Here is a 13,864-nt window from a genome sequence, read left to right as displayed (position 1 = left end):
GCCCTCGTTACAGGCGGTCGGAATCGATTTCAACGTAGGCTTCGTCGCGTAAGCGCCGTAACCACAACTCAGTCTCTTCCTCGATTTTACGTTTGCGAATTTCCTCGCGGATCTTGTCCTTCTTGAATTGTTCGCTGTTGTCTTGATTTTCGCGGCCCAGGACCTGGATCATGTGCCAGCCGAACTGCGTTTGCACCGGTACGCTGATTTCGTTGATGCCCAACTTATTCATCGCCTCCTCGAACGGCGGCACCAGCGCACCGGGACTGACCCAATCCAACGAACCGCCGTTGATCGCGGAGCCTTTATCGTCGGAATGCGCGCGCGCCAACGCGGCAAAGTCGTCGCCGTCGTTGATGCGTTCCTTCAACGCCAGCAAACGTTTTTGCGCCTCGGCGTCGTCCACCAGTTCGTTGGTCTTGATCAGAATATGTCTGACCTTGGTCTTGGTCACGATGTGCTGCGCGCCACCCTCGGTTTCCAGCATTTTGATGATGTGAAATCCACTGGGGCTACGAATCGGCTCGGAAACGTCGCCTTGCCCCATCGTCGGCACCACATCGGCGAATAAGGACGGAATCTGCCCGAGGCTACGCCATCCTAAATCACCGCCTTTCAGCGCGTTATTGTCGTCGGATACGCTAACCGCGGTTTGCTTGAAATCCTTGCCGCCGCGCAAATCCGCCACGATTTGGTCGGCCTTGTCCTTGGCTTTTTGTATGGCGCCGGCCGAAGCACCTTCGGACACCGCCACCAGAATATGGCCTAAATGGTATTGCGACGAGACTTGGCCGGCCTTGCCCTGGGTTTCCAGATAGTGCGCCACTTCGGCGTCGGTGACCTTGACCCGGCTGCCGATTTCCCGGCCGCGTAACTGGTTAATGACAATTTCATTCCGCAGATTGTCTTCAAAACTTTTGTAATCCATACCCTGCCGCGTCAGCTCGTCGCGAAAGGCCTCGACCGACAAACCGTTCCGCGAGGCAATGTCGGCGACCGACGACCTGAGCATTTCCTCGCTGATTTGCACCCCGGAGCGGGATGCCAGTTGACGTTGCAACTTGTCGACGATCATTCGTTCCAACACCTGCTTGCGCAGCACGAATTCCGGCGGCATCGTCACGTTATTGCTGGACAGCTTGGCGGTAATTGCCTCGACTTCCCGGTTCAGTTCCCGTTCCAAAATCACGTCGTCCTCGACCACCGCGACGATCCGGTCCAACACCTGCGTCCAACCGACCGTCACGTAAGCCAGCAAGGCCAGTATCCAAAATCCCTGTTTGATCATAGGCAATTTACTCGAAGAAACTGGCTTTACGATAGCCGTTCAAGTTGGTATTCAAGAAAGTATCGACGCTATCGCCGAAACTGCTTAGACCTTTCAACTCCAGTTGCACGAAGAATGCGGTCTCGGGCTTGGTACTCGGATCGTTCAACACCGTAATGTTATTGGCGGCATTGATGTACCGGCGACCGATAATCCTGAAACGCCAGCAGCAATTTTCCTTCTCGATGCCGATGAAACTTTCGGTCGTCTTGTCGAAATTCAACGAGTATTGCCAACGCCCCAAACCGTACCATTCGCCGAATAACGGCAAACGGAACGACACGTCGGTTTGCGAAATCGTCTGCAAACTATCCAGCGGGTTACGCCGATACCGATAGCCTAGATTCAAGATTTCGTTGGGCTGATTTCTGAATTTCAGCACGGCCTGACCGCGGGCAATACTGTTGCGCTCGGGATCCCACTGCGCACCGGTCGAATAGGACCAATTCCGGTTCATCTGGCCGCTGATTTCGCCAATAAAGTTTGAGGTATTGCTAGTCAGAGCCGCCGTGTTGCTGTTCAGATAATCCAGATCGACGTTTCTATCCTGAAAATAGAGGATTTGTCCCAAATTCAGTTTCAAAGGCTCCAAACCGGTCGTCGAATCGATAAACCGCGAAGTGGCCGCCAAGGTCACTTGATTAGCGTCTTGCACTCGGTCTGCACCGCTGAAACGGTTTTCCCTGAACAAGCTATAAAAGTTGGTATCGAACAAATTGGTATCGAATATCGGAATGTTGCTCTGGTCTTTACGCGGGATGTATAGATAGAACAGACGCGGTTCCAGCGTGTGAGTGTAAGGTGTTCCAGCCAAATTCATTTCCTTATCGAACATCAAGCCGGTATCGACCGAGAAGATCGGCAGAAACCGACTGACGCTAGACGGTTGAGCCGAATTGGTAATATTGTTCAACTGGTACTGCGTATATTGGCCGGTCAACTTGGGTATCAAGAACCCCGCGCCGCTCTCAAGCGGCACACTCACCGAAGGCGCAATGTTGTAGCGCTGGCCGTTGACCAGGGTATCGTGGCTGAAATACACGAATTGGTTGTCCAGCGCCAAGTTGACCGGGAGATTGTCGAACTGATGCGCGTAATTTAAATTGATTCTAGGCAGCATATCGTAAGGCATGCCGGCGTCGGTTACGGTTTTGTCCACCGACTGATAGTGCTGCACACCGGCCTGTAGCGAGACGTCGGAGATACCGTAGTTTACGTACGCGTTACTCGACAAAAACCGGGTATCCTGAAAGCCCAGCGCATTGTTCAAGTCGTTGAAATAGGTTTTGTCGGATACGTAATTCAAGTTAACCGAAGTCCGCAGATTCTCGGCCAGGACGCTCTGATCCTGCCACGACCCCGAATATCTGGATTTGTCGGCGATTTCGTCGTACGGCAGCAGTTCCGCCGAAAAAGTCCCGCGCGAGGTTTCAGTCAAATACCGGAACTTGTTACGAATCTGCTCGCCACGCTTGCTCATGTAACGCAAGGTGATAATGTCGTCGAAGTTGGGCGCGATGTTCCAATAAAACGGCACCGAAGCGTCGAAGCCGTTCCGCTGGGTAGTACCCCAGTTTGGTGCCAGCAGGCCCGACAATCGCCGGCTGTCTGTCGGAAAAGAGATGTAAGGGGTGTACAACACCGGTACTCCCTTGAATTCCAGCCAGGCATTCTTGGCCGAGCCTTGCCCGGACTCGCGGTTAATCTTTACCCGCGACGCATGCATGATCCAATCCTGGTTACCCGGCGAACAACTGGTAAACGCCGCTTCGTTGTAACGCGATAAACTTTTACTATCCCGGTATACCACATCGGCGCTACCCCGGAACGGCGCCTCGGGAACGACGAATAGGGCCTTGCGCAAGCGGGCCTCGTCCTTGCCCAGACTTAGGGAAGCCGTTTCGCTGAACAGCGCCAATTGATCCTCGCTATACAAGACGTTACCTTGCGCGTCCAGGGTTTCCGCGACGGTATCGTAGCTGGCCTTATCCGCGATTAAGTGCTGATCTGCCCTGGTCAAATCGACGTTACCGGCAAAATTGAGCACCTCGCCGTCGTACACTTCGGAAAAATCGGCGGTCACATCGGTGGTTGCCGCGTCGCGCGCCTCTTGCGACGTAGCTTTGATTTTGCGTTTCTTGCTGCCCCAAGTCGAACAGTTCTGCCAGGGATCGCGGTCGAACTCGCCCCGCAAGGTCTGGAAGGATCGCTCTTGCTGATATGAAAAAGTCGGCGTCAGCCAATAGGTCGCGGCAAGCTCCGTCTCGACTTCGCTGACGGGTCTGGCCTCGCCTTTCGGGTCGGCACCAACCAGATTGCAATTCCAACCGCTTTTATCGTCGCCGGTCTTACAGGTCCAACCGGGAACCGTTCCGGAAGATGCCGTCTGGCTTTTCGGTTGCACTGGCTCGGCGGCAGGCTTTTGCGGCTCGTTGACCTTAACCCGAAGTTTTTGGGCCTCGCTGACCGCTTTTTCGACCACTTTGACTTTTTCCCGTTCAGGCGGCACGGCCGGAACAGGCTGAGCGACTTGCGGGATCGGCGCCGGTTCCGTCTCCACCGGCTTGGGCTCGGCTTGCCGAACCGGCGCGACCTCTGGCTTGACCTCCGGCTGCGCTGGCTTGGCTTGCTGGGCCGGTACCGGCGGCGCGGGCTGGGTTTTGATGACCTGAGGTTGAGGCGGCGTGGCACCGGCGGGGGTTTGATTCAAACAAGTCCATTCGCCGCTTTGCGACTGCTCGCAATTCCAGGCGCCGTTGCTCGCCGCGGAAACCGCACTGGTGGTGTACAAGGACAATGCCAACGAAATGGAGTGAACCCGAAAATTCATGAAGTGGCTTGAGCGGCTAATTGGCTTAGCGGAACGGAAATCGAATAAAATGCATGCCCATCATTTTACCTTAGGTTGCTCGGCAATAAGTAACTAATGTATTTTTCCAGTTCAGACTCAAGACTCGCGGAGCTCAATGCCTGGCTAGTCAACGACTTGGCATTGGACGTGCGCGGCATCGCCCCCGCTTCCAGCGACGCCAGTTTCCGGCGCTATTTCAGGATCAGCCACGGCCTTGGCAGCCAAATCGTCATGGACGCCCCTCCCGATAAGGAGAACACAGAGCCCTTCGTCAAGGTTGCCGAGTTGTTCGCCGGCGCGGACCTCCACGTGCCGAAAATCTATCGCCAAAACCGCCAGCGCGGTTTTTTACTGTTGGAAGACTTCGGCAGTACCAGCTATCTCGACGCGCTGACTCCGGACAACGCCGACACGCTATACGGCGATGCGATCGACGGCCTGCTGACGCTGCAAACTCGCCTTCACGGCATCAACCTTGATCTACCGGCCTACGACGCAACACTGCTACGCCGGGAACTGGGCATTTTCCACGAATGGTTCCTAGCCGGCTTGTTGAACCTGACGATGACAAGCGATCTGGCCGACGCGACGCACAGCCTGTTGATCGATTCAGCACTCGAACAGCCGCGGGTATGCGTGCACCGCGACTACCACTCTCGCAACTTGATGTTACTGGCGCAAGCGTCACCCGGTGTCATTGACTTCCAGGACGCGGTGATTGGCCCGTTGACCTACGATCTGGTTTCCCTGCTGCGCGATTGCTATATCGCCTGGCCGGAACAGCGGGTTGATACCTGGGTCGATCGCTATTACCAACAGGCGCTGACGCTGAACCTGACCGACGCCGACTTCGGGCAATTCCGGCGCTGGTTTGATCTGATGGGGATGCAACGCCACCTGAAAGCGGTCGGCATCTTCGCCCGCCTGCACTTGCGCGACGGCAAATCCGGCTACTTGCAAGACATTCCCCGCACCTTGAACTACGTGGAAGAGGTTTGTCGCCGATATCCCGAGCTGGAAAAAATGGGGCGCTTCCTGCAACAACACGTCCTGACGCGTTACGCCAAAACCCTATGAAAGCGATGATTCTGGCCGCCGGCCGCGGCGAACGCATGCGGCCGTTAACCGACCACACGCCGAAACCCCTGCTCAGAGCCAACGGCAAACCGTTGATTGAATATACCATTGAGCACCTAGCCTCGGCGGGCTTTAACCAAATCGTGATCAATTTGGCCCATCTTGGCGAGCAAATCGCCGCCTACTGCGGCGACGGCGAGCGCTGGGGGGTGCGAATACGCTATTCCGACGAAGGCGACACCGCTCTCGAAACCGCCGGCGGCATTGCCAAGGCGCTGCCCTTACTGGGCGAGGCTCCGTTCTTGACCTTGAATGCCGACGTCGCCTGCGACTTTCCGCTGGAAAAATTGCGGACGGTCGATGTCGATCTCGCCCATTTGGTGATGATACCCAACCCGCCGCACCACCCCGCCGGCGACTTCGCAGTCACGCCGACCGGCCAGCTAAGCGAGGTCGGCAGCGGCAAACTGACCTACAGCGGTATTGGTGTATATCGCCCCGCTCTGTTCGCGAATCTTGCGATCGAACCGTTGAAATTACGCCCGGTTTTGAACGGTGCCATTCAGGCAGGCCGAATCAGCGGAGAACGTTATAACGGCTACTGGTTGGACATCGGTACGCCCGAGCGTCTGCACGACTTATCGGAGCGGCTGACCAAAGCCGCGGAATCGGCCGCCTGAGCCTAAAAAGGTTTAAGTACCGCCAGCCAAACGATCGCGAACAAAAACAACACCGGAATTTCGTTGACCCACCGAAAGTACACATGGGAATGGCAGTTGCGGTCGTGTTTGAAGTCCAACAACCACTTACCGCACCAAACGTGATAGATAGCCAATAGGCCCAACAGCGCCAGCTTGGCATGCAACCAGCCGCTACCGGAATATAGTGTCCAGGCGTAATCGCCCAACATCCAGATCCCGAAACCGAAGGTCGCGACCATGCCGGGGGTCATGATACCGAAGTACAGCTTACGCTCCATAACCTTGAAGCGCTCATGGCTTACCGCATCGTCGCTCATCGCGTGATACACAAATAAGCGCGGCAAATAGAACAAACCGGCGAACCAGGTCACCATAAAGATCAAATGTAGCGCTTTCAACCAAAGCATAGTCGTGTTCCTGTGTCGCGAGATGATGAATGGTCCAGCAGCAAAGCCTAACCCACAAACGAAACGACCGGCACTTAACGGCCGCCAACTTTCCCCCGCCGCTCGGCCGAGGGCTTAGCGTCGACATCGTCGACCGGCTGATTGGGAGCCTCGCCGGGCCGCCGTTCATGTTCATGGTGATGCTGCTGGTCGCCCGAATATCCCGGAGAGCCTCCTAACCCAGGCAATCCGGGAATACCGGGCATCGGCGCCACCGGCGCATAAATTACCGGCGCGCCGATATAAGAATTGCGCCGCTCCAAGGCCTCGGCCTGGCGCCGCTGCGCATCGGCTTGTTGTTGCTGGGCCAGCGCGCTACGCTTCATGGCCTCGACTTCCTCGATCTGGCGTTGCTGTTCGGCTTGCTGCTTTTCGGCCTCGAGCCGAGCGGCTTTTCTGACCTGATTTTCCTCACGCAAGGCTTCCAACTTGGCTTTGGCTTCCGCCTCCCGCGCCGGATCGGCATGTATGTCGAGTTGCCGGCCACCTTCTTGCGAGCAAGGCTTTTGCTGGTAAACCGTTTTGCCGGACTTACCCGAGCATTTAAACACCTCGGCTTGCGCCGAAGTCAAACCGCACAGACCTAATAAAAGCCACGCTAACCGCATATCCACCTCCCAAACCGAATTTTTGGCGGCGACGATAATTCCTCCGACTTAAACCGCGATTAATGGCCGTTTGCCAAGCGATCCACTCTAGGCCTGACCGACGCCGTCGCCGGAGCGCGGATGACGCAAAACAAAGTACAGATTACGAAAATAGATCAACAAGCCCATACCCTGCCCGAGAATGAAGACCGGATCCTGCTTATGGATCGAATACACCAGTAAAGTCACGCCGCCAAAAATACTGAAATACCAAAACATGGTTGGTATCACGCTACGCTTTTGCCGTTCGCTGGCCAACCACTGCACCAGAAACCGCGCGGAAAACAGACCCTGTCCCAGAAATCCTACAATCAGCCATAAAGTATCGTTATCCACGCGCCACCTCGCTAACTATTGGCCGACTATAACGACGCTTTAACCACACCACGCCCAACAAATCGACGATACCCGCCGCCAGGCGATCCAAGGTACCGTATTTCGACGTTCCGTGGCTACGCGAGCGATGGTTGACCTTGACCGAAATCACCCGACCGCCGGCCATCCGTATCAAAGCCGGCAAAAACCGATGCATGTGATCGAAATAAGGCAAGACCATAAAGCGGTCGCGCCGGAACAATTTCAGACCGCAACCGGTGTCAGGCGTTTCGTCGTGCAGAATCGCCTGACGAACCGCGTTGGCAAACTTTGATGAAAATCGCCGCCAACCGGTGTCGTTGCGCCGATGCCGAAAACCGGCCAGCATCCACAACTGTTCGTCGTCAGCCGCCTGCTGAGCAGCGGCCAACTGGGGGATGTCGGCGGGATCGTTTTGGCCATCGCCGTCCAACGTGGCTATCCAGGCGTAGCGAGCCGCAACCACGCCGCTATGCACGGCCCGGCTTTGACCGCAACCGCGTTGATGATTCAACACCCTCAAGCCGGGATAACGCGCCATCAGCGCCCGCAAACGCGAGGCGGTGTCGTCGGTACTGCCATCATCGACAAAAATCATTTCGAAGGCGAATCGCCCTTCCAGCGCCTGCTGTATCTCTTCGATCAACGGCCCGACATTGTCGGCTTCGTTGTGAACAGGGACCACCACGGAAATCTCCATAACACCACTTTCTCTACTAAAACAATCGATTATACCAAACCATGCCTACGCCTGACCGGTCTGTTAAAGAGCCTTGATTTCGCCGGCCCGATCGGCATGGCGCACGACCAACCAGTATTCCCGATGGCCTTGCACTAAAAACTCGCCGCCGGGCGGCTGATTTTCCAACGAAACCAAATAACCGTCCGGATGTTCGGCGGCCCAAGCCTTGGCCCGCTCGGCGGGAATGACCGGCAGAGGCCGAGTCAGCTTGCCCAAAAAATTCAACTGACCTTGATAGTTACCGACATACACGCACGGCACCCCGGTATCGGCGAAGTTCTTGACTTGTCGAGCCGTCGGCGACAAGTCGTATGCGGCGCCGTTATCTCGAAAAAAGCAAACGAAACCGACGGCGACGGACAACACCACGGCCGCTGCCGCCGCGAACGGCGACAACCGTTGGCGATGCCAAGTCCACAATCCCAAACCGCCCGCGATCAGTAACACGCTTGCGCCCCAGTCCGCTTGCAAGGCCCGAACCCAGCTCCACTTCGCCAGACCCGGTATCGTCGGCATCGCCAATAAAAAGGCGCCGACCGCTAACAGCAGCCCAGGAATCACCATCTCCGAATACCGCGACCGCACCTGAGCGGATTCGTCCCAAACTCTGGCGGCAAACAGTGCGAACGCCGGCATGGCCGGTAACAAATAGTGGATCTGCTTGCTGGGCACGGCGGAAAACACGACAAACGTCGCGCCAAACCAAATCAGGCAAAACCGCGCCCCGGCATCTTCACCGAGCCGCATCTCGCGCAAATTGCGCCAAAACCGCGGCGCGTAGCCCCACGGCAACAAAAACAGCGGCAGAAATAGCAGATACCAGAACGGCGAGCGAGTATGAATTTTAGTACCGACGGTCCGGTCGGCAGTCTGATGCCAAAGTATTGCGCGGCCGTATTCTTCGCCGCCGGCCTGGGCCGCCGGGATTGCCCAACTCAAAGCCAGCGCCGCGCCGACCAGCACCGCGCCGACCACGCCGACCGACCAAAAGGAATACGCCGGCCGGCGCTGGTCAGCCCAAAAACCCACGGCCACCGCGGTCGGCAATACATGCAGCAACACCACCGGTCCCTTGGCGAGGATACCCAAACCCAAGCCCAAGCCGACCAAGCCCCAGGCTTGCCAACCGCCACCGCGCGCCGCCGCCAACACCCCCAGCAGAACCAGCAGCACGCAGTCGGTCAACAATACGTCGAACATCGTCGAACTGGCGAACAAGGTCCACAACAAGGTCGAGATCAAAATCCAAGGGGCCAAACCGGCGACCCCGCGCCGCTCCGGCCACAACGCTTGCGCCAGTCGCCGCAGCAGCACCAAGTTCGCCAACGCCGCCAACGGCCCGACCAACCGCGGCCACCAATCGTTAACGCCAAACACTGCCCAGCCGGCCTGCATCAGCCAAAACAACAGCGGCGGCTTATGGCTGTAGCTCGCGCCATTCAGGTGCGGCACCAGAAAATCGCCACGCAACCACATTTCCCAAGCCACGCTTAAATAGCGGGTTTCGTCTATTGGAATCGGCGCGCGAAAAAAAACCGTAAAGGTCAGCACTAGCCAGAGCGGATACACGCCCCAGCGAGCGAAAAACAAATGTCGATCAGTCATGTGATTGGAATGAGTTTGAAAATGCCGGCGCTTGGAGAACACGAACCGGCGAGTGGAAATCGGCAGGGAAGCGAATATTGTGCCGCCGAGTCCGACACCGGAAACCGCCGGTCAAACCGAGCCGATACCTTGAAACGCTCCGGTTCAAATCCCCCACCATCCCGGTGGATTTGAACCACGCATCAGTCAATCCGCGACGCGCCAATTCAAGGTTTCACCGGCCCGCAACGGCGTCAATGTGTGCTCGGCTTCGCCGTAGCGTTCAGGCAGCGCCCAAGTCCGCTTCTCCAGCGTGATAGTACCGACGTTACGCGGCAAACCGTAGAAATCGGCGCCGAATTGGCTGGCAAAACCTTCCAGTTTATCCAGTGCCCCGATTTGCTCGAACGCCTCGGCATAAAGCTCCAAAGCCGCATGGGCGCTGTAACAACCCGCGCAACCGCATGGACTTTCCTTGGCGGCGGTCGGATGCGGCGCGCTATCGGTGCCCAGAAAAAACTTGGGATTTCCCGAGCCGGCCGCTTCCAGCAAGGCCTGCCGATGATGCTCCCGCTTTAAAACCGGCAAACAGTAAAAATGCGGACGAATGCCGCCGGCCAAAATTGCGTTACGGTTGTACAGCAAATGCTGCGGGGTAATCGTCGCGCCTACATGGGCCGGCGCTTCACCGACGAACTGAACGGCTTCGCGAGTCGTCAAATGTTCGACAACAATCCGCAAGGACGGAAAGCGGCGCACGATCCCGGTCAACTGGGTATCCAGGAAAATCTTCTCGCGATCGAAAATATCGTACTCCGCGGCGGCGACTTCGCCGTGAACCAACAACGGCACGGCGAACTTTTCCATCGCGTCGAATAATGGATAGGCGGCTTCGATATTCGCCACACCGGCGTCGGAATTGGTGGTCGCCCCGGCCGGATACAATTTGAAGGCGTGGACGTGCTCGCTCTTCGCAACTTTCTCGACTTCGGCGATCGGCGTATTACCAGTCAGATACAAGGTCATCAGCGGCTGAAAGTCGGCGCCGGCCGGCAGAGCCTGCAAAATTTCGTCACGATAGCGCAGCGCCTGCTCGACAGTAACCACCGGCGGCTTCAGATTCGGCATCACGATCGCGCGGGCGAATTGCCGCGCGGTGTGTCCGACGACGGTCCGCAACATCGCACCGCTACGTAGATGCAGATGCCAGTCGTCGGGCCGGGTAATCGTCAATTTGTCCATTTCCAGCGGGATTTCGATTAAAATGGCGGCAATTCTATCACTGCCGACCTTGAAAACTTCAAGAGTCGGCCCTATAGACAACTTGATTTCGATTTTTTGGGAGTAGCTCATGCCTATCTACGAATACCAATGCAATGCTTGCGGTCACGAACATGAAGCCCTGCAGAAACTGGGTGCGGAGCCTTTGGTGATCTGCCCGGCCTGTAACGAAGCCGAGTTGAAAAAGAAAATCTCCGCAGCCGGCTTTCGCCTGAAAGGTGGCGGCTGGTACGAAACCGACTTCAAAAGCGGCAACAAGAAAAACGTCGCCGGCGAAAGTGGCAACTCCTCCAGCAGTAGCAGCTCCGGCGGCTGCGGCGGCAGTTGCGCCTGTCATTAACCCTGTCCAACGTCGCTAGAAAGAACGCGCCGGACGCCGGTCCGCGCCTGGCGCTTTCCGTCCTTATTTTTTGAAATATTCCTTTTCCGATCAACTCGAGAACCATTATGCGTAGCCACAAATGTGGAGAATTGAACACCCAACATCTAGGCCAGACCGTCGCGCTGTGCGGCTGGGTCCATCGCCGCCGCGACCACGGCGGGGTCATTTTCATTGATCTGCGCGACCGCGCCGGTCTGGTGCAAGTGGTGTTCGATCCCGACGCGGCGGAAAGTTTCGCGACCGCCGAACAGGTGCGTAGCGAATATGTGCTGCGCATCGAAGGCGTTGTTCGCGACCGGCCGGCCGGCACGCACAACCCGAACATGGCGACTGGCGAGATCGAAGTCTTGGGCAAGCATATCGAAGTGTTGAACGAGTCGGAAACCCCGCCGTTCCCGCTGGAAAGCGACATCGAGGTCAACGAGGAAACCCGCTTGCGTTTCCGTTACATCGACCTGCGCCGCACCGCGATGTTGGAGAAGATGAAAGTGCGCCGCGACGTCACCCGCAACCTGCGCCAGTATCTGGACGAACACGAGTTCTTCGAAATCGAAACGCCTTATTTGACCAAGGCCACTCCGGAAGGCGCGCGCGACTACATCGTACCTAGCCGGACCCATCAAAACTCGTTCTTTGCGCTGCCGCAATCGCCGCAGCTGTACAAGCAATTGTTGATGATTGCGGGCATGGATCGCTACTACCAAGTAGTCCGCTGCTTCCGCGACGAAGACCTGCGCGCCGATCGCCAACCCGAATTCACCCAATTGGATATCGAAACCTCGTTCATGAACGAGGAAGACATCATGGCGGTAATGGAAGAAATGATCCGCCGCCTGTTCAAGGACATCATCAATGTCGATCTCGGCGACCCGTTCCCGGTAATGACTTACGAGGAAGCGATGCGCCGTTACGGTTCCGACCGTCCAGACCTGCGCATCCCGCTTGAACTGGTCGACATCGCCGACGAAATGAAGAACGTCGAATTCAAGGTGTTTTCCGGTCCGGCCAACGATCCGAACGGCCGTGTCGTGGCGATGAAACTGCCCGAAGGCGGCGAGCTGAGCCGTAGCGTCATTGACGAACTGACCAAGTTCGTCGGCATCTACGGCGCCAAAGGCCTGGCTTACATTAAGGTTAACGACCTGGCGGCGGGTATCGACGGCTTGCAATCGCCTATCGTCAAATTCGCCCCGGCCGACGTTTGGGCTAAAGTGATGGACAAAGTCGGCGCCCAAAACGGCGACTTGATCTTCTTCGGCGCGGACAAGACCGGCATCGTCAACGAAGCGATGGGCGCGTTGCGCGTCAAACTCGGCTTGGATCGCGGTTTGTTGACCGGCCCGTGGAAACCGCTGTGGGTTATCGATTTCCCAATGTTCGCCTGGGACGAGAAGGCCCAACGCTACACCGCCATCCACCATCCGTTCACCGCACCGAAATGCGGCATCGACGAATTGAAAGCCGATCCGGGCGAGGCATTGTCCCGCGCTTACGACTTGGTCCTGAACGGCACCGAAGTCGGCGGGGGGTCGATCCGGATCAACCGCACGGCGATGCAACAAACCGTGTTCGATATTCTGAGCATAGGCCACGAAGAGGCCCGCGAGAAGTTCGGCTTCCTGCTGGATGCGTTGAAATACGGCGCGCCTCCGCACGGCGGCATTGCCTTCGGCTTGGACCGCCTAGTGATGCTGATGACCGGCGCCAGTTCAATCCGCGACGTCATCGCCTTCCCGAAAACTCAAACGGCGGCCTGCCCGCTGTTCAACGCGCCGGCTCAAGTCAGCGAGGAGCAACTCAAGGAGTTGGGCATCCGTTTGCGCAAACCAGCCGGCAAAGACGAAAAAACACAGGAATGACCCACACCAAGGCGGACAGGTTATCGCGCATGCCGGCCGGCCAATACGACCACAAAATTTGCCGGATTTTATTCGGCAAATTTTGCCCAGCTTTTTCGCCGCAATCTTCTAAAAAAGCCCATTGACATCGTTTCGGCGATGTTGCACCCTGAAGACGTTATCTTCGATAACAGGACTCGGGAGCGAGTCCTCCGCCGTTCAAGGATTGCTGTCAAACACTCATCTCCGAGAGGCTTGCCATGAATAAAATCACACCTCGTCTGATCCGCGATTTAAACGAAACCTTGCCGGAAGGCACGGAATGCTATTTGTGCGAAGCGGTTAGAAACGCGCTGTTCAATTACCGCAAGGGCCGAGAACCGTCAAATTACATTGATAAAGAACAAGCCTTGCCGATGCTTGCACAAAGGTTGGGGCGTGGCTTGAAAAATTTCTTTGTCGACGATGTCAGGCAAGCGCTGGACGCCTATGAAGACGCCCGCGTGGGTAGAAAATTCAGCTGGCCGACATAAGTTCCCTGAACGGTGATTTCGAACCGACCGAGAACACCGAGTTACGACGTGCTCCCCCTTCCGGAGAGGGGGACATTTTAATGATCGAGACAACACGGTTT

Annotated in this window: 13 protein-coding genes; 5 read left to right on the top strand and 8 right to left on the bottom strand. The window is 56.7% G+C overall.

Annotated features, from left to right (window positions below; genetic code table 11):
• Nucleotides 1-7 precede the first annotated feature (7 nt).
• Nucleotides 8-1,288, bottom strand: coding sequence for a peptidylprolyl isomerase (locus BJL95_RS03295; RefSeq protein WP_071155452.1), 1,281 nt, complete (start codon nt 1,286-1,288; stop codon nt 8-10).
• Nucleotides 1,289-1,295: 7 nt separating this feature from the next.
• Entirely contained in the window at nt 1,296-4,157 is a 2,862-nt protein-coding gene (gene lptD / locus BJL95_RS03290) for an LPS-assembly protein LptD (RefSeq protein ID WP_071155450.1), read from the bottom strand.
• 96 nt (nt 4,158-4,253) lie between these two features.
• On the opposite strand from lptD, the gene BJL95_RS03285 reads away from it, so the two are divergent.
• On the top strand, nt 4,254-5,255 hold the full coding sequence (locus BJL95_RS03285) for an aminoglycoside phosphotransferase family protein (RefSeq protein WP_071155448.1): 1,002 nt from the start codon (nt 4,254-4,256) through the stop codon (nt 5,253-5,255).
• Entirely contained in the window at nt 5,252-5,935 is a 684-nt protein-coding gene (gene murU / locus BJL95_RS03280) for an N-acetylmuramate alpha-1-phosphate uridylyltransferase MurU (protein WP_064031548.1), read from the top strand. Before BJL95_RS03285 ends, murU begins: the two co-directional genes overlap by 4 nt.
• A 2-nt stretch (nt 5,936-5,937) precedes the next feature.
• Here the strand turns inward: murU and hemJ are convergent, their stop codons facing one another.
• The 6 genes from hemJ to pyrC all read right to left on the bottom strand — a co-directional run bounded on the left by hemJ (nt 5,938) and on the right by pyrC (nt 10,971).
• Complete coding sequence (gene hemJ / locus BJL95_RS03275; protein ID WP_071155446.1) at nt 5,938-6,363, bottom strand: protoporphyrinogen oxidase HemJ; 426 nt, start codon at nt 6,361-6,363, stop codon at nt 5,938-5,940.
• A 74-nt stretch (nt 6,364-6,437) separates the two neighbouring features.
• Complete coding sequence (locus BJL95_RS03270) at nt 6,438-7,010, bottom strand: DUF4124 domain-containing protein (protein WP_071155444.1); 573 nt, start codon at nt 7,008-7,010, stop codon at nt 6,438-6,440.
• An 87-nt stretch (nt 7,011-7,097) separates the two neighbouring features.
• Complete coding sequence (locus BJL95_RS03265; RefSeq protein WP_071155442.1) at nt 7,098-7,385, bottom strand: lipid-A-disaccharide synthase N-terminal domain-containing protein; 288 nt, start codon at nt 7,383-7,385, stop codon at nt 7,098-7,100.
• Nucleotides 7,378-8,103 (bottom strand): glycosyltransferase family 2 protein, encoded by a 726-nt coding sequence (locus tag BJL95_RS03260; protein ID WP_071155440.1) that lies wholly within the window; start codon nt 8,101-8,103, stop codon nt 7,378-7,380. Before BJL95_RS03260 ends, BJL95_RS03265 begins: the two co-directional genes overlap by 8 nt.
• A gap of 63 nt (nt 8,104-8,166) precedes the next feature.
• Nucleotides 8,167-9,750 carry a glycosyltransferase family 39 protein gene (locus tag BJL95_RS03255; RefSeq protein WP_071155439.1) on the bottom strand — a complete coding sequence of 528 codons (1,584 nt, stop codon included), beginning with the start codon at nt 9,748-9,750 and terminating at the stop codon, nt 8,167-8,169.
• A gap of 186 nt (nt 9,751-9,936) precedes the next feature.
• Nucleotides 9,937-10,971, bottom strand: a complete 1,035-nt coding sequence (gene pyrC, locus BJL95_RS03250; protein ID WP_071155514.1) for a dihydroorotase — start codon at nt 10,969-10,971, stop codon at nt 9,937-9,939.
• 109 nt (nt 10,972-11,080) lie between these two features.
• Here pyrC and BJL95_RS03245 point away from each other — a divergent pair, with 109 nt between their 5' ends.
• From BJL95_RS03245 to BJL95_RS03235, 3 genes are all read left to right on the top strand, one after another.
• Complete coding sequence (locus BJL95_RS03245) at nt 11,081-11,350, top strand: FmdB family zinc ribbon protein (RefSeq protein WP_064031554.1); 270 nt, start codon at nt 11,081-11,083, stop codon at nt 11,348-11,350.
• Nucleotides 11,351-11,457: 107 nt separating this feature from the next.
• Entirely contained in the window at nt 11,458-13,251 is a 1,794-nt protein-coding gene (gene aspS, locus BJL95_RS03240; protein WP_071155436.1) for an aspartate--tRNA ligase, read from the top strand.
• Nucleotides 13,252-13,490: 239 nt separating this feature from the next.
• Nucleotides 13,491-13,763, top strand: a complete 273-nt coding sequence (locus BJL95_RS03235; RefSeq protein ID WP_064031556.1) for a hypothetical protein — start codon at nt 13,491-13,493, stop codon at nt 13,761-13,763.
• Nucleotides 13,764-13,864 lie beyond the last annotated feature (101 nt).

Origin of the sequence: Methylomonas sp. LWB (assembly GCF_001856095.1) — a bacterium.
GTDB classification, from domain to species: Bacteria; Pseudomonadota; Gammaproteobacteria; order Methylococcales; family Methylomonadaceae; genus Methylomonas; species Methylomonas koyamae_A.
This window is presented reverse-complemented; position numbering and strand designations above follow the sequence as displayed.